This is a genomic window from Variovorax paradoxus (genome assembly GCF_040544635.1).
Lineage (GTDB): Bacteria > Pseudomonadota > Gammaproteobacteria > Burkholderiales > Burkholderiaceae_C > Variovorax > Variovorax paradoxus_R.
Map to the genome: position 1 here is coordinate 25,613 of NZ_JBEPKJ010000007.1, position 24,709 is coordinate 50,321.

25 protein-coding genes are annotated in these 24,709 nt (G+C 66.4%); 10 read left to right on the plus strand and 15 right to left on the minus strand.

Translation table 11 applies throughout. The features are described from left to right. Positions 1-25: 25 nt before the first annotated feature. The 6 genes from ABIC94_RS13365 to ABIC94_RS13390 form a co-directional block, all read right to left on the minus strand. A complete protein-coding gene (locus tag ABIC94_RS13365; RefSeq protein ID WP_354373488.1) occupies positions 26-1,468 on the minus strand; it encodes a zinc-ribbon and DUF3426 domain-containing protein in 1,443 nt (480 codons plus the stop codon). 73 nt (positions 1,469-1,541) lie between these two features. Then, positions 1,542-2,432, minus strand: a complete 891-nt coding sequence (gene prmA, locus ABIC94_RS13370; RefSeq protein WP_354373489.1) for a 50S ribosomal protein L11 methyltransferase — start codon at positions 2,430-2,432, stop codon at positions 1,542-1,544. Between the two features lie 15 nt (positions 2,433-2,447). Then, positions 2,448-3,797 (minus strand): acetyl-CoA carboxylase biotin carboxylase subunit, encoded by a 1,350-nt coding sequence (accC, locus tag ABIC94_RS13375; RefSeq protein WP_354373490.1) that lies wholly within the window; start codon positions 3,795-3,797, stop codon positions 2,448-2,450. Between the two features lie 2 nt (positions 3,798-3,799). After that, on the minus strand, positions 3,800-4,258 hold the full coding sequence (gene accB / locus ABIC94_RS13380) for an acetyl-CoA carboxylase biotin carboxyl carrier protein (protein ID WP_354373491.1): 459 nt from the start codon (positions 4,256-4,258) through the stop codon (positions 3,800-3,802). 98 nt (positions 4,259-4,356) lie between these two features. Further along, positions 4,357-4,902: a TlpA family protein disulfide reductase gene (locus ABIC94_RS13385; protein ID WP_354373492.1), complete on the minus strand. Its 546-nt coding sequence runs from the start codon at positions 4,900-4,902 to the stop codon at positions 4,357-4,359. Next, a complete protein-coding gene (locus ABIC94_RS13390) occupies positions 4,903-5,502 on the minus strand; it encodes a hypothetical protein (protein ID WP_354373723.1) in 600 nt (199 codons plus the stop codon). A gap of 89 nt (positions 5,503-5,591) precedes the next feature. Between ABIC94_RS13390 and mpl the strand changes: the two genes are divergently transcribed. After that, on the plus strand, positions 5,592-7,004 hold the full coding sequence (gene mpl / locus ABIC94_RS13395; RefSeq protein WP_354373493.1) for a UDP-N-acetylmuramate:L-alanyl-gamma-D-glutamyl-meso-diaminopimelate ligase: 1,413 nt from the start codon (positions 5,592-5,594) through the stop codon (positions 7,002-7,004). Continuing rightward, positions 7,001-7,510 (plus strand): cupin domain-containing protein, encoded by a 510-nt coding sequence (locus ABIC94_RS13400; RefSeq protein ID WP_354373494.1) that lies wholly within the window; start codon positions 7,001-7,003, stop codon positions 7,508-7,510. The genes mpl and ABIC94_RS13400 overlap by 4 nt, the downstream gene beginning before the upstream one ends. An 8-nt stretch (positions 7,511-7,518) precedes the next feature. Here ABIC94_RS13400 and ABIC94_RS13405 read toward each other — a convergent pair whose 3' ends face one another. From ABIC94_RS13405 to ABIC94_RS13430, 6 genes are all read right to left on the minus strand, one after another. Then, positions 7,519-8,637, minus strand: a complete 1,119-nt coding sequence (locus ABIC94_RS13405; protein ID WP_354373495.1) for a 3-deoxy-7-phosphoheptulonate synthase — start codon at positions 8,635-8,637, stop codon at positions 7,519-7,521. Positions 8,638-8,863: 226 nt separating this feature from the next. After that, on the minus strand, positions 8,864-9,406 hold the full coding sequence (locus tag ABIC94_RS13410) for a hypothetical protein (RefSeq protein ID WP_354373496.1): 543 nt from the start codon (positions 9,404-9,406) through the stop codon (positions 8,864-8,866). Positions 9,407-9,452: 46 nt separating this feature from the next. Then, the gene (gene tldD / locus ABIC94_RS13415) at positions 9,453-10,913 is read right to left on the minus strand and encodes a metalloprotease TldD (protein WP_354373497.1); all 1,461 of its coding nucleotides are present in this window, start codon (positions 10,911-10,913) and stop codon (positions 9,453-9,455) included. Positions 10,914-11,049: 136 nt separating this feature from the next. Further along, positions 11,050-12,204 carry a rod shape-determining protein RodA gene (gene rodA, locus ABIC94_RS13420; RefSeq protein WP_354373498.1) on the minus strand — a complete coding sequence of 385 codons (1,155 nt, stop codon included), beginning with the start codon at positions 12,202-12,204 and terminating at the stop codon, positions 11,050-11,052. 32 nt (positions 12,205-12,236) lie between these two features. Next, positions 12,237-14,093: a sensor histidine kinase gene (locus ABIC94_RS13425; protein WP_354373499.1), complete on the minus strand. Its 1,857-nt coding sequence runs from the start codon at positions 14,091-14,093 to the stop codon at positions 12,237-12,239. Then, positions 14,090-14,818, minus strand: coding sequence for a response regulator transcription factor (locus ABIC94_RS13430; RefSeq protein WP_354373500.1), 729 nt, complete (start codon positions 14,816-14,818; stop codon positions 14,090-14,092). The genes ABIC94_RS13425 and ABIC94_RS13430 overlap by 4 nt, the downstream gene beginning before the upstream one ends. 413 nt (positions 14,819-15,231) lie before the next feature. Between ABIC94_RS13430 and ABIC94_RS13435 the strand changes: the two genes are divergently transcribed. The 5 genes from ABIC94_RS13435 to ABIC94_RS13455 are packed head-to-tail and all read left to right on the plus strand — an operon-like array spanning position 15,232 to position 20,465. Next, positions 15,232-15,825 (plus strand): YqiA/YcfP family alpha/beta fold hydrolase, encoded by a 594-nt coding sequence (locus ABIC94_RS13435; RefSeq protein ID WP_354373501.1) that lies wholly within the window; start codon positions 15,232-15,234, stop codon positions 15,823-15,825. 49 nt (positions 15,826-15,874) lie between these two features. Continuing rightward, positions 15,875-17,935, plus strand: a complete 2,061-nt coding sequence (locus ABIC94_RS13440; RefSeq protein ID WP_354373502.1) for a ribonuclease catalytic domain-containing protein — start codon at positions 15,875-15,877, stop codon at positions 17,933-17,935. A 51-nt stretch (positions 17,936-17,986) separates the two neighbouring features. Next, positions 17,987-18,838: an energy transducer TonB gene (locus ABIC94_RS13445; RefSeq protein WP_354373503.1), complete on the plus strand. Its 852-nt coding sequence runs from the start codon at positions 17,987-17,989 to the stop codon at positions 18,836-18,838. 26 nt (positions 18,839-18,864) lie between these two features. Continuing rightward, complete coding sequence (gene aroE / locus ABIC94_RS13450) at positions 18,865-19,722, plus strand: shikimate dehydrogenase (protein WP_354373504.1); 858 nt, start codon at positions 18,865-18,867, stop codon at positions 19,720-19,722. Continuing rightward, entirely contained in the window at positions 19,719-20,465 is a 747-nt protein-coding gene (locus ABIC94_RS13455) for a transglycosylase domain-containing protein (RefSeq protein ID WP_354373505.1), read from the plus strand. Before aroE ends, ABIC94_RS13455 begins: the two co-directional genes overlap by 4 nt. Here ABIC94_RS13455 and ABIC94_RS13460 read toward each other — a convergent pair. Then, positions 20,410-20,847, minus strand: a complete 438-nt coding sequence (locus tag ABIC94_RS13460) for a DUF2809 domain-containing protein (protein ID WP_354373724.1) — start codon at positions 20,845-20,847, stop codon at positions 20,410-20,412. The two genes, ABIC94_RS13455 and ABIC94_RS13460, sit on opposite strands and share 56 nt — an antisense overlap. A gap of 7 nt (positions 20,848-20,854) precedes the next feature. Between ABIC94_RS13460 and ABIC94_RS13465 the strand changes: the two genes are divergently transcribed. The 3 genes from ABIC94_RS13465 to ruvC all read left to right on the plus strand — a co-directional run bounded on the left by ABIC94_RS13465 (position 20,855) and on the right by ruvC (position 23,395). Next, on the plus strand, positions 20,855-21,754 hold the full coding sequence (locus ABIC94_RS13465) for a lysophospholipid acyltransferase family protein (RefSeq protein WP_354373725.1): 900 nt from the start codon (positions 20,855-20,857) through the stop codon (positions 21,752-21,754). Between the two features lie 101 nt (positions 21,755-21,855). Further along, on the plus strand, positions 21,856-22,845 hold the full coding sequence (locus ABIC94_RS13470) for a phosphatidate cytidylyltransferase (RefSeq protein ID WP_354373506.1): 990 nt from the start codon (positions 21,856-21,858) through the stop codon (positions 22,843-22,845). A 1-nt stretch (position 22,846) separates the two neighbouring features. Then, positions 22,847-23,395 (plus strand): crossover junction endodeoxyribonuclease RuvC, encoded by a 549-nt coding sequence (gene ruvC / locus ABIC94_RS13475; RefSeq protein ID WP_157612051.1) that lies wholly within the window; start codon positions 22,847-22,849, stop codon positions 23,393-23,395. 54 nt (positions 23,396-23,449) lie between these two features. On the opposite strand, the gene ABIC94_RS13480 is transcribed toward ruvC, so the two are convergent. Both ABIC94_RS13480 and lpxC read right to left on the minus strand, forming a co-directional pair. After that, positions 23,450-23,626 carry a hypothetical protein gene (locus tag ABIC94_RS13480; RefSeq protein WP_354373507.1) on the minus strand — a complete coding sequence of 59 codons (177 nt, stop codon included), beginning with the start codon at positions 23,624-23,626 and terminating at the stop codon, positions 23,450-23,452. Between the two features lie 28 nt (positions 23,627-23,654). Beyond that, positions 23,655-24,578, minus strand: coding sequence for a UDP-3-O-acyl-N-acetylglucosamine deacetylase (gene lpxC, locus ABIC94_RS13485; RefSeq protein WP_354373508.1), 924 nt, complete (start codon positions 24,576-24,578; stop codon positions 23,655-23,657). Positions 24,579-24,709: the final 131 nt, after the last annotated feature.

Sequence of the window (24,709 nt, forward strand, 5' to 3'; positions counted from 1 at the left end):
AGGCACGGGCACGAGCCGGCCTGAGCTAAGGATAGAACGCTTCCACGCGGTAGCCGGCGATGGGCGGCAGTGTCGCCGCTTCTGTTGCGGACAACGTGAGCGGCAGCGATGCGGCCTGGTCGGAGCGCGCCGCAAGCACCGATGGTGCTCCGTAATCCGCAGCCGTCAACACGCGGCGCATCACGGCGCGCTCCTGCGTGTCGAGCAGCGACAGCTCGATGGCCGGCATGGCGAGAGGAACCGCGGCGCCGTTGCGCAAGGTAAAGCTGAGCCGATAGTCGTTGTTGCCGGTCTTCTCGCGTGCAAAGGCGGCACCTTCGATCACGATGTCGCCGATCTGGCGCAACGCCGTGAGCTCACAGCCGGCCCATCGGCACATTGCGGCGAATGCAGGGCGCAGGTTCGGTTGCCGGGCCACGATGCCATCGCGCTCGTGGTGCAAGACCTGCGCGACGAACAACACAACGGCCAGCACGGCGAGAACCCAAAGCCAGAATCGCACGGCACCACGCTGCCAGAAGCCCTTGGCGCCGCGGTCCGCTTTCTCGTCACCGGAGAAAGGCACCCTGTCCGAATCGTCCGATTCGTGAAGGGGCGATGGAAGCGGCGAGAAGCCCGCGCTCCGATCCGGCTCGCTCGCCTCCCGCACCATCGAAGCCGACGCCTTTTCGGCAGCGCGTTCGTCGCGGGCCTTGGCGCTCGCAATCTTCGCCGACTTGATACGCGCCCGGCGCAGCGCCTTCTGCATCTGCACCTGGTCGCGGTCCTGGGCGGGCTCGTGCTTTTCGTCTTCATCGCTCGCCGATGCTGCCATTTCCCTGGCCTTGATGCGCAGGGCCGGCAACGGGGGCGGCGGTGGTGGAGGCGAAGGCGGCGTCGCCAGATTCAGGTCGATGTTCGGAAACGGGGGCAGCGAACTCACCGGCGGCCGCCATTCGGGCTCGTTGGCTTCGAAGTCGGACCACAGCTCATCGGCGACGATGCCGTGCGCCGGCAAGATGAAAGCGGTAGCAGGCGCGGTAGCCGCCGCCGGACTTGGCGCAGGCGTTGGTGCGGGCTCAGGGCCGGGGAGCGGCGCAGGCGCCAGGAGCTCGCCTGTCTCCTGCGGCGGCGTCGAGGCAGCAGCATCCGGCAAATCGCGATGCTCGGTTTCGTCGTCGAAGAAGTCCGCATCGTCGGCAGGACTCGAGGACTCCTCCGGGGCTTGCTCCGCGGGCGCCGGGGGCCGCCCGGAGAGCTCGGGTTCGGCAGCAGGCTGCGCGGAAGACACGAGCGGTACAGGTGCCGGCTCCGGCGGAGATGAGGCCGCAGCACCCGGAGCGTTGTCCGGCGCTTCGTGCAGATCGAGCGTGGCGTCGAACACATGGCTGCAGCGGCCGCAGCGCACCCAGCCATCCGAGATGCGAAGCTGATCGCGCACCACCTTGAAGGTGGTGGCGCAGGCGGGGCAACGCGTGACAAGGCTCATGACCGGGCGATTGTAGGGTTGAGCCCTCGCCTCGCGAGCGGTGCGCGGCGATGCGGAATCCCGGCCGCGCTGCTCAGCAGCGCGCCGTCATGAGGATCCAGCCGTCCTCGGTGTCGCTGACTTCGAGCGCGGCATAGGGCGCGTAGGCCTGCTTCAGCTCGTCGGCCTGCCGCTCGAGGATGCCCGCGAGCACCAGCGATCCACCCGGCGCCACGTGGCTGCGCAGCAAGGGCGCAAGCACCTTGAGCGGCGTGGCGAGAATGTTGGCCAGCACGGTGTCGTAGTGGCCCTTGGCCGCCTCGGGCAGGCCGGCGTTCAGGCGCACGCCGTTGGCCTCGGCGTTGAGGCGGGTCGACGAAACAGCGGCCTCGTCGATGTCGACGGCGTCGATATCCAGTGCGCCGAACTTCGCCGCACCAATTGCAAGAATGCCGGAACCGCAGCCGTAGTCGAGCACGCGTTGATCGCCGAATGCGCCTTCGCCCTGCTTTGCGATCCAGCGCAGGCACATGCGCGTGGTGGGATGGGTGCCGGTGCCGAAGGCGAGCCCCGGGTCCAGCCGAATCACCTGTCTGGCTTGCCCGGGCGGTTCGTGCCAGGTCGGCACGATCCAGAATTCGGGCGTGATCTCGACCGGCGCAAACTGCGATTGCGTGAGCCGCACCCAATCTTGCTCGGGCACCGGCGCCACGCCGAGCACCGCGCAGCCTTCGAAGAAGTCTTGCAGCGCGAGCACCGAGGCCGCCTCGTTGGCAAGGGCCTCGTCGGCGAACAGCGCAATCACGCGCGAACGCTGCCAGCCCTCCTTTGGCGGCGGCATGCCGGGCTCGCCGAACAGCGCCTGCTCGGCATCGGTCTGCGCGTCGGCGTCTTCCACCGACACGCTCAGCGCATCGAGTGCGTCGAGCGCATCGCTGAGCATTTCGACCCGGTCTTCCGGCGCCATCAGGCGAAGTTCAAACATGGCGTCGGGGACCGCTCAGCGCTTGTGCGCCGCCAGCCACTCTTCCAGGTAGTGGATGTTGGTGCCGCCGCTCATGAACTTGGCGTCGACCATCAGCTCGCGGTGAAGCGGAATGTTGGTCTGGATGCCTTCGATCACGGTTTCGTTCAGCGCCGTGCGCATGCGCGCCATGGCCTGCTCGCGCGTGTCGCCGTAAACAATGATCTTGCCGATCATCGAGTCGTAGTTCGGCGGCACGAAGTAGTTGGTGTACGCATGCGAATCGACGCGCACCCCGGGGCCGCCCGGCGGGTGCCACATCGTGATGCGGCCCGGCGACGGCGTGAACTTCCAGGCGTCTTCGGCGTTGATGCGGCATTCGATGGCGTGGCCGCGCATTTCGATCTGGCGCTGCGTGAACGGCAGCTTCTCGCCCGCCGCCACCATGATCTGCGTCTTCACGATGTCGATGCCGGTGGTGAACTCGGTCACCGGGTGCTCCACCTGCACGCGCGTGTTCATCTCGATGAAGTAGAACTCGCCGTTCTCGTAGAGAAACTCGAAGGTGCCGGCGCCGCGGTAGCCGATTTTCTTGCAGGCCGCGGCACAACGCTCGCCGATCTTCTCGATCAGCTTGCGCGGAATGCCGGGTGCCGGCGATTCCTCGATCACCTTCTGGTGGCGCCGCTGCATGGAGCAGTCGCGCTCGCCCAGGTAGACCGCGTTCTTGTGCTTGTCGGCCAGGATCTGGATTTCAACGTGGCGCGGGTTCTGGAGGAACTTCTCCATGTACACGGCCGGATTGTTGAATGCAGCACCGGCTTCCGCCTTGGTCATCTGGATCGCGTTGATCAGCGCCGCTTCGGTGTGCACCACGCGCATGCCGCGGCCACCGCCGCCGCCCGCCGCCTTGATGATGACCGGGTAGCCGATGGCACGCGCAATGCGCTTGTTGGTGGCGGCGTCGTCGGAGAGCTCGCCTTCGGAGCCCGGCACGCACGGCACGCCGGCCTTGATCATGGCCTGCTTGGCCGAGACCTTGTCGCCCATCGTGCGGATGTTGTCGGGCGTCGGGCCGATGAACTGGAAACCGCTCTGCTCCACGCGCTCGGCGAAATTGGCGTTTTCGCTCAGGAAGCCGTAGCCGGGGTGGATGGCTTCGGCGTCGGTCACCTCGGCCGCCGAGATGATCGCCGGCATGTTGAGATAGCTCTGCCCCGAGGGCGCCGGGCCGATGCACACGGCTTCCTGCGCGAGCTTGACGTACTTTGCGTCGCGGTCGGCTTCGGAATAGACCATCACGGCCTTGATGCCCATCTCGCTGCAGGCGCGCTGAATCCGGAGGGCGATTTCCCCCCGGTTTGCAACCAGGATCTTCTTGAACATGGTCACTCGATGATGAACAGCGGCTGGCCGTATTCGACCGCCTGCCCGTTTTCGCCGAGGATCTGGGTGATCGTGCCGGACTTGTCGGCTTCGATTTCGTTGAGGATCTTCATCGCTTCGATGATGCAGATCGTGTCGCCCTCGTTCACCTTGCTGCCGATTTCGACGAAAGCGGCGGCGCCCGGGCTGGACGAACGGTAGAACGTACCGACCATCGGCGACTTGACGGCGTGGCCCGCGGGTGCGGCCTCGACTGCCGGCACGCTGGCAAGTGCGGGCGCGGCCGGAGCACCGGCGGCAGGAGCAGCGGCAGGTGCCGCCACGGTCTGAACATATTGCACCGGGGCAGCGCCGCCGCCCTTGACGATCCGAACCTTGCCTTCGGTTTCGGTGATTTCCAGTTCGGAAATATTGGATTCCGACACCAAATCGATCAGTGTCTTGAGTTTGCGCAGATCCATGAGGCTCCAGTGCCGACTTTGCCGGTCATTAGGATGTAACTTGGCTAAAAATCGTTGATCTTTAGCGATTGGCGGCGAATGCCGAGGTGTATCTGATTCTAACCGTGAACGAGTTCACGTCGCCAAGTGTCCAGATCGGCGGGCTCGAGCTTGCCCATTTTACGAGCCGCCACGGTCCCCGTACCCGAAAGAACCAGCGTGAAAGGCAGTCCACCGGCGGTGTTGCCAAGGCTTTTTACCAGTTCGGTGCCCTGCAAACCGGCCAACCCAAGCGGGTAGCTGACGGGCGTTTTTTGCAGGAATTTGCGGACGGCACTCGGCTGATCGATGGCCAGACCGACAACTTGCCACCCGTTGCCACCATTTTCGCGAAAGAAGCGATCGATCATCGGCATTTCTTCTACGCATGGCGGGCACCAGGTGGCCCAGAAATTCAGCAACAGCGGTTTGCCGCGCAGGCTGGAAAAAACCAGTTCACCACCCTCCGGACGGTCGAAGCGCTGCTCCCAGAAGGCCGCGTCCAGAGCCTCGCCCTTGGTGCCGCTTCCGCGCTCACGCCACCACGCGCCGCCCAGGCCCGCCGCAGCGGCCGCGACTGCCACGCCGCCATACAGGACGCGGCGCCGTGTGGGCGAAGAAGTCATTCACTTGTCCTTTTCTTTTTCAATCAGCCGGCGCAGCGCGGCCAGGTCGCCGCGCGGCGTGCGGCCCTGTGCGTCGGGCCGGAGTGCCCCGCGCAAGTCGTCGAGGTCGTACACCAGCAGGTGCACGCCAATCTCCTCGCCGAGCGCGCGGCTCGCGGCATGCACGCTCAGAGCTTCGACTTGCTCGCCATGAAACCCGGTGACCATTCGCGGCTCGTAGTCCACGTGGTGGTCGATCAGGGCAATTTCGGCCGACTTGGAATCATCGCAGAACAACTGAATATAAATGTCTGACAGCCGCGTGGCGGTGCCGTGCCAGACCGCGCCGCCGATGTGCGGCCGGAACGCCGCCATGCGCTCCATCCATTCGAGTGCGAGCAGCCGCAAAGCATGCAGCTCCTGCGGCTGGGTGTCGGCGCAATAAAGCGCGATGTAGTCGCGGACTTCGGCTTCGACCTCGTCGTTGTTAGGCAGCGCCGTGCGCGACGACAGGCCAAGATCGCGCACCGCCCGGCGCTTGGCCGGGCCGTACTCCAGCCCCTCCTCGACAACGAGGCGGGCTGCGGTGGCGGCGATCTCACGCTTGGTGGTCGTGTCCATCGGGACATTTTGCCCGCAGTACGCCGCCCTCACACAAAACATCAGCACAAAGGACAAGGGCTGCGGCATGGCCTCCCTAAAATCGCCCGATGCACATTCATATTCTCGGCATCTGCGGCACGTTCATGGGCGGATTGGCCGCTTTGGCGCGCGAAGCGGGCCATCGGGTTACGGGCTGCGACGCCGGCGTGTACCCGCCCATGAGCGACCAGCTCCGGTCGCTCGGCATCGACCTGATCGAAGGCTTCGGCGCCGACCAGCTGGCACTGTCGCCCGACATGTTCGTGGTCGGCAACGTGGTTTCGCGGGCCCGGCTGTCCGACGGCAGCCCCAAGTTTCCGTTGATGGAAGCCATCCTCGATGCCGGCAAGCCCTACACCAGCGGACCGCAATGGCTCGCCGAGCACGTGCTGCTGGGCCGCCATGTGATGGCCGTGGCCGGAACCCACGGAAAGACGACCACCACGTCGATGCTGGCCTGGGTGCTCGAGCAGGGCGGCAAGGCGCCGGGCTTTCTCGTCGGCGGGGTTCCGCTCGACTTCGGCGTGTCGGCCCGCCTCGGCGATGGGCCAGCCTTCGTCATCGAGGCGGACGAATACGACACCGCCTTCTTCGACAAGCGCAGCAAGTTCGTGCACTACCGCCCGCGCACCGCGATTCTCAACAACCTCGAGTTCGACCACGCGGACATCTTCGACGACCTTGCCGCCATCGAGCGGCAGTTCCATCACCTCGTGCGCACGGTACCGGGCACCGGCCGGCTGGTGGTGAACGCCACCGAAGAAAGCCTGCAGCGCGTATTGGCGCAGGGCTGCTGGAGCGAACTCGCCCGCTTCGGCGCGGGCGGACAGAACAGCGAATGGCAAGCCCGCGGCACGCATGACGCCTTCGACGTACTGCGCCAGGGCGAAGCGGTCGGCCGGGTCGAGTGGGAACTCTCGGGCCTGCACAACCAGATGAACGCGCTGGCCGCCATCGCGGCCGCCGAGCACGTGGGCGTGGCGCCGGCCGATGCGGCGCGCGCGCTCGGCAGCTTCAGAAACGTGCGCCGCCGGATGGAGCTGCGCGGCACAGTCGAGCGCAGCGGCGGCGCGATCACCGTCTACGACGATTTCGCCCATCACCCCACGGCCATCCGCACCACGCTCGATGGCCTGCGCAAGAAGCTCGACGATGCCGGCAAGCAAAGTGAGCGCATCCTCGCGGCCTTCGAACCGCGCAGCAACACGATGAAGCTGGGCGTCATGGCGGCGCAGCTGCCGTGGAGCCTGGAAGCGGCCGACCTGTCGTTCTGCCATACAGCCGGGCTCGACTGGGACGCCGCCGCGGCCCTGGCCCCTATGGGCGACCGCGCCCAGGTGGCCGGCGCCATCGAGCCGCTGGTGGCGCAGGTCGTGGCCGCAGCCCGGCCCAGCGATCACATCGTCTGCATGAGCAACGGCGGCTTCGGCGGCGTGCACGACAAGCTGCTTGCGGCACTCCGCAGCACGACGGCCCCATGACCGCCACGCGCGCCCGCGAACTGATCGAAAGCCTGAGGCTGCAGCCGCACCCCGAGGGCGGCTGGTACAGCGAGGTGTTCCGCTCGGCGGCGAGCGTCGTTCCCACAGATGGCCGCGCGCCGCGCAGCGCACTCACCAGCATCTATTTCCTGCTCGAGGCCGGCCAGCATTCGCGCTGGCACCGGGTGCTGTCGGATGAAGTCTGGGTGCACCTCGAAGGCGTGCCGCTGGCGCTCTGGACTTGCGACGCCGCCCTGCGCACCGCGCCGGCCCATGTGCGGCTCGGCCCGGTCGACGCGCACGGCACGCGCCCCCAGCACGTGGTGTCGGCCGGCCAGTGGCAGGCCGCCCGGCCGATCCAGGGCCACACGAGCGGCGACTACACGCTGGTCGCCTGCCTGGTCGGCCCGGGCTTCGACTTCGCCGACTTTTCCCTGGTGCCGCCCGACAGCGATGAAGCCACCGCCATGCGGCACCACTGGCCCGAACTGGCCGGGATGCTTTAAACCTCTGCTTAACCGCGGCGCTGCTTCACCGCCTGCGACAGCGTGTCGAGCACCTGCACCGAATCGTCCCAGCCGATGCAGGCATCGGTGATGCTCTTGCCGTATTCGAGGCCCGAGAGCTGGTCCTTGCCCGGGGTGAACTTCTGGGCGCCGGCTTGCAGATGGCTCTCGACCATCACGCCGAAAACGCGGTTCGAACCGCCGGCGATCTGATTGGCGATGTCCTTCGCCACGTCGATCTGCTTCTGGTGCTGCTTGGAACTGTTGGCGTGGCTGCAGTCGACCATCAGCGTGGGCGGCAGCTTGGCGGCTTCGAGATCCTTGCAGGCGGCTTCGACGCTCGCGGCATCGTAGTTCGGCGCCTTGCCGCCGCGCAGGATCACGTGGCAGTCGCGGTTGCCGTTGGTCTGCACGATGGCGACCTGGCCGTTCTTGTGCACCGAGAGAAAGTGGTGGCCGCGCGCCGCCGCCTGGATGGCGTCGGTGGCGATGCGGATGTTCCCGTCGGTGCCGTTCTTGAAGCCGATGGGCGCTGAGAGGCCCGAGGCCAGTTCGCGGTGCACCTGGCTTTCGGTGGTGCGCGCACCGATGGCGCCCCAGGCGATCAGGTCGCCGATGTATTGCGGCGAAATCACGTCGAGGAACTCGCTGCCCGCCGGCAGGCCGATCCGGTTGATGTCGATGAGCAGCTGGCGCGCAATGCGCAGGCCTTCGTCGATGCGGAAGCTCTCGTCGAGGTACGGGTCGTTGATGAGGCCCTTCCAGCCGACCGTGGTGCGCGGCTTCTCGAAGTACACGCGCATCACGATCTCGAGCGTGCCGGCGTATTTTTCGCGCTCCACCTTGAGGCGGCGGGCGTATTCGAGTGCGGCGGCCGGGTCGTGAATCGAGCACGGCCCCATGATCACCAGCAGCCGGTCATCCTTGCCCGCCATGATGTTGTGGATGTTCCGGCGGGTGCCCTCGATCAGCGTTTCGACCGGCGTGCCGCGAATCGGAAAGAAGCGGATCAGATGTTCGGGAGGGGGCAGCACGTTGATGTCCTTGATGCGTTCGTCGTCGGTCTTGCTGGTTTTCTCGACGCTCGCATACCAGCTGTCGCTGGCCGGGGCAGTGTTCGTGCTCATGGTTCTTTCCTTGTGGGTGTGAATATCGTCAGGGCATAAAAAAACCGCCGGGGCTGGAGGCGCCGGCGGTTTTGGGAGGGTGTTCGTTTGCTTTACGCGCTCGCCTCTCGTCCGCCGGAAACCGGGAACCAAAAGTAGGCAAAGAAATAAGCGCGGAGGGCGGACATGTGGGCGAAATGTAGCACGGAAAACAAAAAGCCGGGCAAAGGGCCCGGCTACGGACGGCTCAGCGGTAGCCGGACTCGTTGGGGTTGTGAATGATCCAGATCAGGTTGCCGCTCGAGTAGTCGCCCATGCCGCCGCCTGCGAAAACCAGCCGTCCCTGGCCCTTGTAGGTCATCTCGTAGCGGTGACGGTCGCTGCCGAAATAGAACGGAATGAAAGCCTTGCCCGTGACGTAGGCGCCCTGGTCGGTCGGCTGGCCTGCAAGGTCGGTGACCTGCCTGGCGCTCATGCCGATCTGCAACCGGGAGAACTTGCTGTTGCGCGCGGGGACGCCCGTGATTTCGCCTTCGTAGCCGTTCAAGCCCTTGACGGTGCGGCCGCTGCCGGCCTCGACCTTGGACGAATCAACGACGTTGCCCTTGGTGTCCATGCCGGCCTTCGAGCCGCCGCGTGCCGGGGCAGCGGGTGCGCTGGCGGCGGGCGCCGACGCCGCGGGCTGGCTGCTGTCACCAGAACCGCCGCGCGAAGCGCAGCCTGCGGTTGCGAGCGCCACTGCGGCGGTCGCGGCCCACAGGGCCGCAGACGAATTGATCCTGATCCTCATCGAACGCTCCTCTTTTTAAGAATAAGGAGCGGAGCTTAGCAAGGTATCAGGCCGTTCCGCCTACGGTCAAACCATCGATGCGCAAGGTGGGCTGGCCGACGCCCACGGGCACGCTCTGGCCTTCCTTGCCGCAGGTGCCCACGCCCGAATCGAGCGCCATGTCGTTGCCCATCATGGTCACGCGGGTGAGCGCGTCGGGGCCGTTGCCCACGATGGTTGCGCCCTTCACGGGGTATTGGATCTTGCCGTTCTCGACCCAGAAGGCCTCGCTGGCCGAGAACACGAACTTGCCGCTCGTGATGTCGACCTGGCCGCCGCCGAAGTTGGTGGCGTACAGGCCCTTCTTGATGCTGGCGACGATTTCCTTCGGGTCCTTGTCGCCGCCGAGCATGTAGGTGTTGGTCATGCGCGGCATCGGCACGTGGGCGTAGCTCTCGCGCCGGCCGTTGCCCGTGGGCTTGACCTTCATGAGGCGCGCGTTGAGCGAATCCTGGATGTAGCCCTTGAGGATGCCGTCTTCGATGAGCACGTTGCGCTGGCTCGCATTGCCCTCGTCGTCCACATTGAGCGAGCCGCGGCGGTCGGCAATGGTGCCGTCGTCGAGCACCGTCACGCCCTTGGCCGCCACGCGCTGGCCGATGCGGCCGGAAAAAGCGCTCGATCCCTTGCGGTTGAAGTCGCCCTCCAGCCCGTGGCCGATCGCCTCGTGCAGCAGGATGCCGGGCCAGCCGGAGCCGAGCACCACCGTCATTTCGCCGGCCGGTGCCGGGCGGGCATCGAGGTTGGTGAGCGCGGCCTTCACGGCCTGGTCGACATATTCGGCAATCTGCTCGTCGGTGAAGTAGGCCAGCCCGAAACGGCCGCCGCCGCCGCCGGAACCGACTTCGCGCCGGCCGTTCTGCTCGGCGATGACGGTCACCGAAAGGCGCACCAGCGGACGCACGTCGGCCGCCAGCGTGCCGTCGGCACGCGCCACCAGCACCACGTCGTACTCGCTTGCCAGACCCGCCATGACCTGCGCCACGCGCGGGTCGCGCGAACGCGCGAGCTTCTCGACCCGTTCGAGCAGCTTGACCTTGGCCGTGCTGTCGAGCGTGGAAATGGGGTCGACGCCGTTGTAGAGCGAGCGGCTCGAAGCGATCTTGCGGGCCGGTGTCTTCACGCGCGCAGTGCGGCCCGCCGAAGAAATGGAGCGGACCGTGCGGGCCGCATCGAGCAGCGACGCCTCGGAGATGTCGTCCGAATAGGCGAATGCCGTCTTCTCGCCGCTGACCGCGCGCACGCCGACGCCCTGGTCGATGCTGAAGCTGCCGGTCTTGACGATGCCTTCTTCCAGGCTCCAGCCCTCGCTGCGCGTGTACTGGAAGTACAGATCGGCGTCGTCCACCTTGTGGGCGGTGATCTCGGCCAGGGCCTTGCTCAGGTGCGATTCGTCGAGGCCGAACGGCGTAAGCAGGAGCTGTTGCGCCGTGGCGAGGCGCTCGATGGTGGGTTCGCGAGAGATCATTCCGGGATTCTAGGGCTCGCCCCCGGGCTGCGCGCACTTCGTCCCGCTTCGCCTTCCCTTTGCCGGGGGCAACACCAGCGGTCCGGCGAAGCGGGTTCCGCCGTGCTCCTGACCCGCGCCCGCGTCGGCTTTGACGCTAGTTTTGGGAGAGTTTCCTGGCGCGGGCGATGGACATCAGGATGCCCAGCCCCAGCCCCAGCGTGACCATGGCGGTGCCGCCGTAGCTGATGAAAGGCAGCGGCACGCCCACCACGGGCAGGATGCCGCTCACCATGCCCATGTTGACGAAGGCATAGGTGAAGAAAATCATCGTCACCGCCCCGGCCAGCAGCCGCGAGAACAGGCTCGTGGCGCTCGCTGCAATGGCCAGCCCGCGAAAGATCAGCAGGATGAAGGCCGCAATCAGCGCCAGGTTGCCCACCAGGCCGAATTCTTCGGAATAGGCGGCAAAGATGAAGTCGGTGGTGCGCTCGGGAATGAATTCGAGGTGCGTCTGCGTGCCCTGCATGAACCCCTTGCCGCCCACGCCGCCCGAACCGATGGCGATCATTCCCTGGATGATGTGAAAGCCCTTGCCCAGCGGATCCTTGCTCGGGTCGAGCAGCGTGCAAACCCGCTGCTTCTGGTAGTCGTGCAATACCCGCCAGTCGACGCCGTCGGCGCACAGCTGCGACTCGAAGCCCACGATCAGCGTGATGGCCACGGCACCGATCACCACCGGCGGCACGATGAGCTTCCAGGGCAGCCCGGCGAAAAAGATCACCGCCAGGCCCGCGGCAAGCACCAGCAGCGAAGTGCCCAGGTCGGGCTGCTTCATGATGAGCCCGACCGGAATCGCCAGCAACACCGTGGCCACCACGAAATCGAGCGGCCGCAGCTGGCCTTCCCGGCGCTGGAACCACCACGCCAGCATCAGCGGCATCGCGATCTTGAGGATTTCGCTGGGCTGGATCACCACGCCGACGTTGATCCAGCGGGTGGCGCCCTTCTTCGTGATTCCGAAAAGAGCGACCGCGATCAACAGCGCCACCCCAGCGACATACACCGGCACCGCGAACATCATCAGCCGCTGCGGCGGCACCTGGGCCACCACGAACATGATGAAGCCCGCCAGCAGCATGTTGCGGCCATGATCGGCAAAACGCGAGCCATGGTCGTAGCCCGACGAATACATGGTCAGCAACCCGGCAAAGGCCAGCAACAGCACGGCAAAGGCCAGAAAGCCGTCGAACCCCAGGAAGATGGGCGCGACGCGGCGCGCCAGGGAGGGCTGATTGAACACGGCGGACATGGGGGCGGATTATCCGCGCCCCGCAAGGCGCTTCAGCCGAAATCGAGCAGAACGACCGTGCGCCCAGGTCGGCTTTCGAGCGCCAGCCGGACACCGACAGTGCCCGCGCGCTCCGTCAGCGCCCGCGGCACCCGCGATGCATTGAAGCCCCGGCCGTCGTCGATCACGCGCAGCTGCACCGCCCCGGCCACCGTTTCTGCTTCGATGCGGAGCTTCTTCGCCTGGGCGTGCTGCAGCACGTTGGAAATGGCCTCGAACAGCAGGAACTGCAGTTGCCGCATGGCCTGCGCGTCGAGCCGCTTCACCGTGGGCACCTCGTCCACCGCCCACTCCAGCTCGATGCCCCCGGCCGCCAGGCGCGGCTCCAGCCGGTAGCGCAGCGCCGCCAGCAAGGCACCGACATCGCCCGGCGGCAGATGAATGGAGTCGATCGACAGCTTGAGCTGGTCGAGCGAGTCGCGCAGGGTCCGCAGCAGCTCCTCGGAACTGGTCTGGCCCGACTGCAGCTGCCGGATGGCCGAGCTGATGTGCGAGCCCACGCCGTCGTGCATGTCGCGCAGGATGCGCTCGCGCTCGTGGGTGCGCGCCTGGTCGCGCGCCACCTGCTCCAACGCGGCGAAGGTCGATGCGAGCTCGCGTTCGCGCTGCGCCACGCGCTGGGCCAAGGCCACGACCGAACCGCGGGCCTCGACGCTCGCGGCATGGAAGCGCCGCAGTACGATCAAAAGCAGCGCAATGCCGAAGAACACGGAGGAATAGCGCACCCAGGTGGTCTCGCCGTAGGCGTCGCTCAGGCGGATCACCAGCCAGTCGCGGACGCCGAAGCCCAGCGTCGCCAGCGCGGCGGCCGCCACCAGCAGGCGCCCCACGTTCGGCCGCCGAACAGTCGCCACGACAAACGCGCAGACGAACAGCGTAATGAACACAATTTCCCCCGCGAGCCAGCCGGTGAGCCAGTAAGGCTCTTCGCGGAACAGCGCCATTGAACTCGCGCCGATCGTTCCGGCCACCACGCCGGCCATCGGCCACCGCAACCAGCGCATGCGGGGGTTGGCGTCCCAATCCGCCAGGTGGTAGCAGAACATCATGGCGGACGCGGCCCAGCCCGCGTAGCAGGCGGCCATGAGCACCCCCCAGGCCGGCCAGGGAAGGGGCGGTTCGGCAATCACCCCGTCGGCCACCCGCATCGCCCAGCAGAATTCGGCGAGCGCCGCCCAGAAATAGATGCCGTCGCGCCGACGCCGCCCCACGGCGTCGGCATCGACCTGCGTGAGCCACAGCGCCAGCGCAATGCCGCCGACGATGAGGCTGAAGGCGGTCAGAAGCACCGAGCCGGTAAAGCGCCAGCCGTAGGCACTCTCGAAAAGATCGGTGCGCACCGGCGTGGCCGGCCCGACCGTCACGCGCGAAAGACCGGCCCGCCGGGCGCTGTCGGCGCGGATGCGAATCTGCAGGCGGTTGTCGCCGGCTTTCAAGAGGTGCCCCGGAATCGGCACATAGATGGGCGCCTTGGCGTAGTCGGGTCCGTTGCCGCGGCCCAGATCGCCATAAACCTGCAGCAACGCATCGTTCAGCCACACCTCGAGGACGTTGCCGGTGCGCGGAATGAAGATGCCCCACGGCGTCCCGGGTTCGGCGGCGAGGGTGAAAGGCAGTTCGAAGCTCGCAAAGCCGGTGCGCCCCCGGTGCTCGCGGTCCCAGTGGTAGGAAAGCTCGAGGGGCGCCGTGCGCGTGACGCCGTCGACAGTGACGGTGACGGTGCCGCTGCGCAATTCGATCGGGCCTTCCGCCGCCGTGGCAGAGGACGCTGCCGTCAGGACCACCGCGAGCCACAGCGCAAAAAGGGCCCTCCCCGGCCTTCCGAACATGCGCCCCACCACGCGGGTCACCCGGGGTGGGAGAGCAGGCCGAGCCGCGTGGCCTCGAACACGGCCTCGCTCTTGGAATGCACGGCCAGCTTGCCGTAGAGATTCTTGATGTGTGTCTGCACCGTGTGCACGCTCAACCCTTTGAGCCGTGCAATTTCCGCATAGGAAAAGCCGCGCGCGATCAGCGTCAGCACTTCGTGCTCGCGGGCGGAGAGCAGGCTGGGCGCCGCGCCGCCGACGGCCGCCTGGGGCGCCGCGGCGGCGGTGGGCGTACCCGCCAACTGCAGGCTGCGGTACTTGGCGAGCACGCGCCGCGCGATCATGGGCGAGATGGGCGACGCCCCCGCCTTCATCTCCACGATGGTCTGCGCAATGTCCTCCGGCGCGGCGTCCTTGTGGATGTAGCCGACAGCGCCGGCCTCGATGCTGGAAAGCACATTTTCCTCGTCTCCGAAGACGGAGATCACCAGCGGCTCGCAGCCCGGAAAGCGTGCGACGGCCTCGCGAATCACGTCCAGCCCGCTGCCGTCGGGCATGCCGAGGTCGACCAGCAGCACGTCGGGAATGGTGGTGGTCTGGGCCAGCCAGGCCAATGCCTCGTGCACCGTGCCGGCGCTTCCCAGCCAGAACAGGCTTGCGCTGCGCTGCACGCTGGCCTCGAAGAAGGCGCGTGCGCGGCTGTCGTCTTCGACCACGAGCACGCCCCAGCGGCGTGCCGTCCCGGCATCCTGAGCCTCAATATTCATGGGCTTAGCATAAGCCGCCGCGCGCATCCAAAAGGCCGCGGCACCTCCCTTTTTCATGGGATGCGGACACCTCCGCCGGCCGCGAAACTTTGTGCCGCCTTTCGGAATCCGGCCGGGCAATTCAAGCCGCCGACAAGCTGCCAAACCCGCGGCAATACCGAAAACGCAACACGATCCGACGGACTTGGGCACTTCCGGGGCACAAGCTGAATACTTTCGGGTTCCGAGTCACGGCCCGCGCCAGAAATTTCCGCGGCCCAGAGATTCCAGTGGTCAACAATCACCTCCCTGCACGAAGCCTGCATGCGAGAGCCCTCACCGGAAGCCGCGTCGCGCACGCGGACCTCATGCAAAATTGTCCGACGCCTTCAATGGAGCTGCGTCGAACGCACCACTTTCAGTCTCCGCCTCGCATGGATCCGAAAACCACCCATCTCTTGTATCTGCACGGTTTCCGCTCCTCGCCCCGCTCGACCAAGGCGCGGCTGATGGCGCGTCGCGTGGCACTGGAGCATCCCGAGCTGCAGTGGTGGTGTCCGCAATTGCCGCCTTCCCCGCGCGAAGCCATCGACATGGTGATGAAGGGCATTGCGGACTGGCCGCGCAAATCGATGGCCGTGGTCGGCTCCTCGCTGGGCGGCTTCTATGCCACGTACGTCGCGGGCATGACGCGCTGCCGCACCGTGCTGCTCAACCCGGCCGTGCACCCGGCGCGCGACCTGGCGCTCTATATCGGCGACCAGACCATGTGGCAGGACCCGGCCGAGCATTTCTATTTCCGGCCCGAGTACATCCAGGAACTGCGCACCATGGAAGTCGGCGCCCTCACGCGCCCCGAGCGGGTGCTGGCCATCATCGCCAAGGGCGACGAGGCGCTCGACTGGCACGAAATGTCCGCGCGCTACCCCGACAGCAACATCAAGCTGCTCGAGGGAGGCGACCATGCGCTGTCCGATTTCGAGCAGAACCATCTCGACGACGTCATCGACTTCATCAACCCGATCTGAGTCCCCGGGGCCGGGCGGCGAGCCGGGTTCAGCGTGGGACAATCCGGGCATGTTTGTATTGTTTGAAGAAGCCGGCAAGTACCTCGGCGGCCGCGTGCTGTCGGAGGCCGAAGCATCGGCGCAGGTCGAGCTCGACACCGGGAAGCGCGTCAAGGTCAAGGGCGTCAACATCGTTCTGCGTTTCGAGAAGCCGGCGCCGGCCGAGCTGATGGCCGAAGCCCGCGCGCTCGCCGCCACCATGGATCTCGACCTGGCCTGGGAATTCGCGGCCGAGGGCGAATTCGGCTTTGCCGAACTCGCGGCCGACTATTTCAGCGACAAGCCCACGCTCGCGCAGCAGGCCGCCGCGCTGTTCGCGCTGTTCGAGGCGCCGCACTACTTCCGCCGCGCGGGCAAGGGGCGCTTCAAGAAAGCGCCGGCCGAAATCGTGCAGCAGGCGCTCGCCGCCATCGAAAAGAAAAAAGTCGTCCAGGCGCAAATCGTCGAATGGGCCGGGCAGTTGGCCGAAGGCGTGTGCCCGCAGCCAATTCGAGAGCAGCTCTACAAGATTCTTTTCAAGCCCGACAAGAACGCGCCCGAGTACAAGGCCGTGGTCGATGCAGCGCGCGCCACGCAGCGCCCGCCGCTTGAGCTGCTGGAGCGCGCCGGCGCCATCGACTCGCCCTACCAGTTCCACTGGCGCCGCTTCCTGTTCGAGAATTTCCCCAAGGGCACGGGTTTTCCGGCGCTCGCCGCACCGGCCATCGTGGACGAGCTGCCGCTGGCTGCCGGCGTGCAGGCTTTCTCGATCGACGATTCGCAGACTACTGAAATCGACGATGCGCTTTCGGTCCAGGGCCTGGGCAGCGGCACCGTCACGGTCGGCATCCACATTGCGGCGCCGGGCCTTGCGCTGACGCCGGGCAGCGCCATCGACCAGGTGGCGCGCGCGCGCATGTCCACGGTCTACATGCCGGGCCACAAGATCACGATGCTGCCCGACGAGGTGGTCAATGCCTACACGCTGCTCGAAGGCGGCGACCGGCCGGCCGTGTCGCTCTACGCGCGCTTCGACGAAGCCACGCTCGAGCTGCAATCGACCGAGACCAAGCTCGAGCGCGTGCCCATCGTGGCTAATCTGCGGCACGACCAGCTCGACAGCGTCGTCACGCAGCCGTGGCTCGAAGACGCATCGTTCACGGGCGAGAACACGCCTGAAGCGGCTGCCAACCTGCGCGCTCCGCTTTCCTTCCTGTTCCGCCTCGCGAAGCAGCTGAAGGCCCAGCGCGAAGTGGTGCGCGGCAAGCCCGAGAACTTCAACCGGCCCGACTACAACTTTCGCCTCGTCGGCAAGGACGGCGAGCCGAACGGCAGCGAGCAGGTGCAGATCACCACGCGCCAGCGCGGTGCGCCGCTCGACCTGATCGTGTCCGAGGCCATGATCCTTGCCAACAGCAGCTGGGGCGGCTGGCTCGGCGAACTCGGCGTGCCCGGGCTCTACCGCAGCCAGGCGAGCCTGGCGCCGGGCATCAAGGTGCGCATGGGCACGCGGGCATTGCCGCACGCGGGCCTGGGCGTGAAGAGCTACGCCTGGAGCACCTCGCCGCTGCGCCGCTACACCGACCTGGTGAACCAGTGGCAGATCATCGCGGCCGCGCGCCACGGCAAGACGGCCGCACTGGCCGCGCCCTTCAAGCCGAAGGACGCCGACCTGTTCTCGATTCTCTCGGGCTTCGACGCCGCCTATGCCACCTACAACGCCTACCAGGGCGGCATGGAACGCTTCTGGACGCTCAAGTACCTGGAGCAGCAAGGCATCACCGAGCTTGAAGTCACTGTCATCAAGGACATCCAGAACGGCGCACTGGTGCGCGCGGACACGCTGCCGCTGGTGTTTCCGGTGGCTGGCCAGCAGGAGCGCGGCGCGCGCCTGCGCGTGAAGCTCGGCGAGATCGACGAAATCGCGCTCGACGTGCACGGCACGGTGCTCGAACGCCTCGACGCGCCCAAGGCGGATGCCGCGACCGAGGAAGAAAGCGGCGACGAAGAGGAAGAAGAAGTGGCCGGTCCCATCGCGATCGCAGTCGACCTCACCGACAGCGAGGCGGCACCGGAAAACACGCCGGCATGAACGCCGCGCCGGGCACGAAAATTATTCAATGAGCCGCGAGGAGCGCCGTCAATGAACTTCAGGGATCTGAGCACGCTGCAGATCGCACTCGGTGTGTCGGTCATCGCGCATGCCGCGCTTCTGGCGGTGCGCTTCGTCGACCCCGAATCGTTCAACCGGGTCTTCAGCGACACGCCGCTCGAGGTGATCCTGGTCAACAGCAAGACCAACGACAAGCCCGACCCCACGGCCCGCGTCATGGCACAGACCTCGCTGGCGGGCGGCGGCGACCTCGAACGGGGCCGCGCCACCAGTCCGCTGCCGCCGTCGAGCTTTACCGCCGTCGGCGACTCCATCGAGGAAGCGCAGCGCCAGGTCGAGGCCATGCAGGCGCAGCAGATGCAGCTGCTCGCCCAGCTCAAGCGCGAGTTGGCCGCGATGCCCGCGCCCGACCCGCGCGCCTCCGGCGATCCGAAGGAATCCGTTGCCCGCGAGGAAAAGCGCCGCCAGATGGTCGAGCTGCTGGCCGAAATCGAACGGCGCGTGAACGAAGAAAACGCACGCCCCAAGAAGCGCTACCTGAGCCCTTCCACGCGCGAGGCGGCCTATGCCATCTACGTGGACACGCTGCGCCGCCGCATCGAGGTGCGGGGCACCGAGAACTTCCCCACGGCGGCCGGCAAGAAGCTCTACGGCCAGCTCAAGATGACGATCACCATCAACCACGACGGCAAGATCCTGGACACCGTGGTCGACGAAAGCTCCGGCGACACCACGCTCGACCGCCGCGCCAAGGCCATCGTGCTCAGCATCGGCAACTTCGGAAAATTCACCGACGCGATGCGAAAGCAGACCGACCAGATCGTGCTGCAGTCGCGCTTCAAGTTCACGCGCGACGAAACCATCGAACTCTCTTCCCAATAGCAACAGCAACAGCAAATCACGGCGCCATGGACCTGTACTGCGTAATGGGCAATCCCGTCGAGCACAGCCGCTCGCCGCGCATCCATGCCCGATTTGCCGAGCTCTGCGGCCAACAGCTGGAATACACCCGCCGGCTCGTGCCGATCGGCGCCTTCGCCGAAGGCGTTGCCAGCTTCCGACGAGAAGCTGCCGAACACGGCAACGTCGCGCGCGGCTGCAACGTCACCGTGCCTTTCAAGTTCGATGCGGCCGCAATTGCGCAGCACACCAGCGAACGCGCCCTGCTCGCGCAAGCGGTGAACATGCTGCGCTTCGAAGCCGACGGCAGCATTCGCGCCGACAACACCGACGGCATCGGGCTCGTCAACGACATCGTGCGCAACGCCGCCGTGCCGCTGGCCGGCCGCGAGCTGCTGCTGATCGGTGCGGGCGGCGCTGCCGCGGGCGTGCTCGGGCCGCTGCTCGATGCCGGTGCCTCGCGCATCGTGGTGGCCAACCGGACCGTCGGCAAGGCCATGGCCCTGGTGCAGCGCCACGCGGCCTTGGCCTTGCGCCATGGCGCCACGCTCGAAGCGTGGGCGCTCGACGAAGTACCCAGCAATTTCGACGTGGTGATCAACGCCACGGCCTCCAGCCTCGCGGGCGATGCGGTGCCGGTGCGCGCGCAGGTGCTGCGCCCTGGCGCGCTTGCGGTCGACCTGATGTACGGCCCCGCCGCAGCCGGCTTCATCGCATGGGCCGAAGCCCACGGCGCTGTGGGGCGCGACGGACTCGGCATGCTGGTCGAGCAGGCGGCCGAAGCCTTCGAAGCCTGGCGCGGCGTGCGCCCGCCCGCTGCGCAGGTGCTGACGGAATTGCGCGCTTCAATCGCCGCCGGCCAATGAAGGGGCTGCTGCGGCTGATTGCGTACCTGCTGGTCGCGGCAGTGGCACTCGAGCTTTTCTTCGTGGCGCGCATTGCCGCCATGGCCGTGATCGACCCGCAAAGCACCGCATTCCAGCGCTCCGAAGCCTGGCAGATCACCATTCACCAGGGCAGCAAGGGCGCCTGGCGCCAGGAGTGGGTGCCCTACGCGCAGATCAACGACAACCTGAAGCGCGCAGTCATCGCCAGCGAGGACGCCGACTTCATCGACCACAACGGCGTGGAATGGGAAGCCATCGAACGTGCGCGGCAACGCAATGCCAAGGCCGAGGAACTCGCGGCCCGGCGGGCGGCCCGTGCCATTGCGCGCGGCAAGCCGGTGCGGCCCGTGCAGTTGCGCGGCGGCTCCACCATCACGCAGCAGCTCGCGAAGAACCTGCTGCTCTCCGGCGAGCGCACGCTGCTGCGCAAGGGCCAGGAGCTGGTGCTTGCCACCTTGCTCGAGGTGCTGCTCGACAAGCGGCGCATCCTCGAGATCTACCTGAACAACGTTGAATGGGGCGAAGGCGTGTTCGGCGCCGAAGCAGCAGCCCAGTACTACTTCAGAAAACCCGCCTCGCGCCTGAGCGCCGGCGAGGCCGCGCGCCTGGCGGTGATGCTGCCGAGCCCCAAGTTCTTCGAGCGCCGGCTGGGCTCGTCTTCTTACCTCAGCGGGCGGGCTTCGACCATCGCGGCGCGGATGCCTGCGGTGGAACTGCCCTGACGGCGTCGCGCAACGCTTCGATGGCCAGCACCGCCAAAAAGCCGATCGCGTAGGCCAGCACATCCCACCAGTCCGCCGTGCTGCCGAGCACGATGCGCAGGGCGCGGTTCGGAATGTGCAGCTGCCAGGCCGATGCCAGGAACTGCCCCAGTTCGACCGCCAGGCCCACGCCAAGCGCGGCCAGCGCCAATGGCAGCACACGCGCGGCAATGAAGGTCTTGAAGACGACGTAGACCCACATCACGGCCAGCACGTCGCCGAAGAAACTCCGCAGCCACCCCCAACGCGCGCCGACGGTGGCCAGCAGCACGAGAACAAGGAACAGGGCCACCGCCCACGCCAGAGAAAGGAGATCGAAACGCCATCGCATGACCCGTATCATCGCGCTCATGCTGGCAAAGCTCACGGGTTGGTTGTTGTTGGGGGTTATCCGGTTGCTCACGGGGGCCCAGGCGCGCTGGTACGGCTGTCCGCCGAAGGCCGAGCAGCGCATCTATTTCGCCAATCACCAGAGCCATGCCGACCTCGTGATGATCTGGGCCGCCCTGCCCGAAGAGCTGCGCAGCATCACGCGGCCCATTGCGGCGCGCGACTACTGGGCCAATACGCCGTTCAAGCGCTGGATCACGACCGAGGTGTTCAACGCGGTGTATGTGGAGCGTGCGGCCACGGCACCGGGCTCGACCGCACCACCGGCGGCCCCGGCGGAACCCGAGGCGCCACCGGCGCCCGTGCGAAATTCCGTTGCACCGCGCGCCGAGCGCATCGAGCCTTCGATGGAGCCGCTGCTGCCGATGGCGCCGATGGCATCGCCAGTCGTCGATGTCACCCCCGAGGCGTTCGACGAACTGCAAGGGCTGCTCGATCTTCCGGCGCCACCGCCTCCCCCACCGGCCGCACTCCCTGTCGACCCCCCGGCCGTAATGGCGGAAGCAACGCCGTCCGAGCCCGCTGCAGCCCCCGCCCCTGACCCGCTCGCACCCTTGGTCGAAGCGCTGCGCAGCGGCGACTCGATCATCATCTTTCCCGAAGGCACACGCGGCCACGCGGGCGAGCCGCAGAAGTTCAAGTCCGGCCTCTACACACTCGCGACGATGTTTCCCGAAGTGGTGCTGGTGCCGGCATGGATCGACAACGTGCAGCGCGTCATGCCCAAGGGCGAGATCGTGCCGGTGCCGATCTTGTGTTCGGTCACTTTCGGTGCGCCGATCCGCGTCGAAGAGAGCGAAGAGCGCCGTCCCTTTCTCGATCGCGCACGTGCTGCGGTGATCGCTTTGCGCGATGTCTGAAATGAAGGCTTTTTCTTTGTGTCGTGCTGTGCGTCATTCAGGGCGCGCTCCCGGTGGCCTGTGCACGCGCCCCGAACAACAACGCGCGGTGGAGAACTGACATGAACCAGTTCCTGCGCAGCCTCACCCCGACCCAGCAAGTCGCGACCCTGTTCCTCATCGTCTTCGGGCTGCTCGTGATCGCGAGCACAACGGCACTCTTCCTGAGTTTCAGGGAACGCCGCAACCCCGTCCACGACGCCACCTGGCAAGCCGAGCTCGCCCACTACCGCAAGCTGCTGGGCACCACCTGGTTCATGGTCATCGTGTTCTGGATCGGCTGGGCCTTGGGCGAAACCGTGGCCACCGTGCTGTTCGCGCTCATCGCCTTCTTCGCGCTGCGCGAGTTCATCACGCTCTCGCCCACGCGGCGCGGCGACCACCGCAGCCTGATCGTGGCCTTCTTCGTGGTGCTGCCGATCCAGTTCTGGCTCGTAGCCACCGCGCGCTTCGACCTGTTCACCGTGTTCATTCCGGTCTACGTGTTCCTTGCGATTCCAGTCGCCAGCGCGCTGGCCAACGACCCCAGCCACTTTCTCGAGCGCAACGCCAAGCTGCAGTGGGGCATCATGGTCTGCGTCTATGGCATGAGCCACGTGCCGGCGCTGCTGCTCCTGAGCTTTCCGGGCTATGAAGGCAAGAGCGCGTTTCTCGTGTTCTTCCTGGTGTTCGTGGTGCAGACCTCGGTGCTGGTGCAGCACGTGATCTCGCGCCGCACGCAACGCAAGCCCTTTGCACCCAACGTGAGCCGCAGCTTCAACTGGACCAGCTGGGGCATCGGCATCGTGGTGGCCAGCCTGGTGGGTGCGCTGTTCTCGTTCATCACGCCCTTCAAGTTCGGCCAGGCCCTCGCCGTGTCCGTCATCGCCTGCATCGCCGGCTCGATGGGCCACCTGGTGATGAAAGCGCTCAAGCGCGATCGCGGCATTCCGAACTGGGGCAAGAAAGGCGTGGGCGTGACCGGTGCGAACGGGTTGCTGGACCGCGTGGACGCCTTGTGTTTTGCAGCCCCCATCTTCTTCCATTCGATCCGCTGGTACTTCAACGTCTGACATGCGCATTCTCGGCATCGACCCCGGCCTTCTGACCACCGGCTTCGGCGTGGTGGATGCGGACGGCCATGCGCTGCGCTATGTTGCGAGCGGCACCATCAGCACGCGGCACCTGGGCAGCGGCAACCTGCCGGCGCGCCTCAAGGTGCTGTTCGACGGCATCGCGGAAATCGCCGAGCGCTACCAGCCCGACGCTTCGGCGGTCGAAATCATTTTCGTCAACGTCAACCCGCAGTCGACGCTCCTGCTGGGCCAGGCGCGCGGCGCCTGCGTGACCTCGCTGGTGAACAGCAAGCTCACGGTGGCCGAATACACCGCGCTGCAAATGAAGAAGGCGGTGGCCGGTCACGGCCAGGCCGCCAAGGCGCAGGTACAAGAGATGGTGAAGCGCCTGCTCGATTTGCCCGGCCTGCCCGGTGCCGACGCGGCCGACGCGTTGGGCATTGCCATCACGCATGCGCAGGTGGGCCGCTCGATGGCGCGGCTGGCTGAAGCGGCCGAGCTGTCGAAAACGCATGCGGGCACTTACCGGCAGGGCCGTTCGAGGTAAAGCCGCTTCAGGCTTTCATCAATCAACGGCGAAGCGCGCGAAGCCTGGCTACTGCTAGGCCACCCGTTCAGCGATCAACACCGCAAAGAAGCCGAACGCTGCGAGCAGCGTCCACTTGAGCACGATCCAGCCGAAGCGCCGGTACTTGACCTGCCCTGTTCCCGCATAGAACGCGAACGACGCGCCCGCCACCAGCAGAAGCAGCAGGATGGCCCAGCGGAAGACGAGCATTGGCGAGGGCGAGAAAGAGAGGGGCCTGCTACCAGGCCCGCGCCACTTCGCCGAAACCGCGCGGTGCGCGCTTTTCGTCTTCGAAGGTCACGACCTCATAAGCGTCACTGTTCGCCAGCAACTCGCGCAGCAGCTTGTTGTTGAGCGCATGTCCCGAGCGGAACGCGGTGTACGCCGCGAGCAGCGGCTTGCCGATGATGTACAGGTCGCCCATGGCGTCGAGGATCTTGTGCTTCACGAACTCGTCGTCGTAGCGCAGCCCGCCGGCATTGAGCACCTTGGTGTCGTCCATCACGATGGCGTTGTCGAGCCCGCCGCCGAGCGCTAGGCCCTTGCTGCGCATGTACTCGACTTCTTTCGTGAAACCGAAGGTGCGGGCGCGTGCAATGTCGCGGCTGTAGGAGTCCTTGCCGAGATCGAACTCCACGCGCTGGCCGGTGGAATTGACCACGCGGTGATCGAAGTCGATCTCGAAGCTCAGCTTGTAGCCGTGGTACGGCTCCAGGCTTGCCCACTTCTCGTTGGGGCCCTCGCCTTCGCGCACCTCGACTTTGCGGGTCACGCGGATGAAGCGGCGCGGCGCCTTCTGCAGTTCGATGCCCGCGCTCTGCAGCAAGAACACGAACGAAGAGGCCGACCCGTCGAGGATCGGCACTTCGTCAGCCGTGATGTCGATGTAGAGGTTGTCGATGCCCAGGCCCGCGCAGGCCGACATCAGGTGTTCGACCGTCTGCACCTTCGCCCCGCCGGTCGAGACCGTGGAAGCCAGGCGCGTGTCGGTCACCGCTTCGGCGGTCATGCGGATGTCGACCGGCTCGGGCAGGTCGACGCGCCGGAACACGATGCCCGTGTCTGCTGGAGCCGGGCGCAGCGTGAGCTCCACGCGTTGCCCGCTGTGAAGCCCCACGCCCACGGCGCGGCTGATCGACTTGAGAGTTCTTTGTTGCAGCACGCCCGGGATTTTAGGCGCGCGGCGGGCATGGCGGCCTATGCCCCTCGCTATGGCACCGATAGACATAGGTTCTATTTCAAGCGCGGGGCGATGGACGCAAAGGGCACGAAGCGAACGCAGCGCCTAGGGTC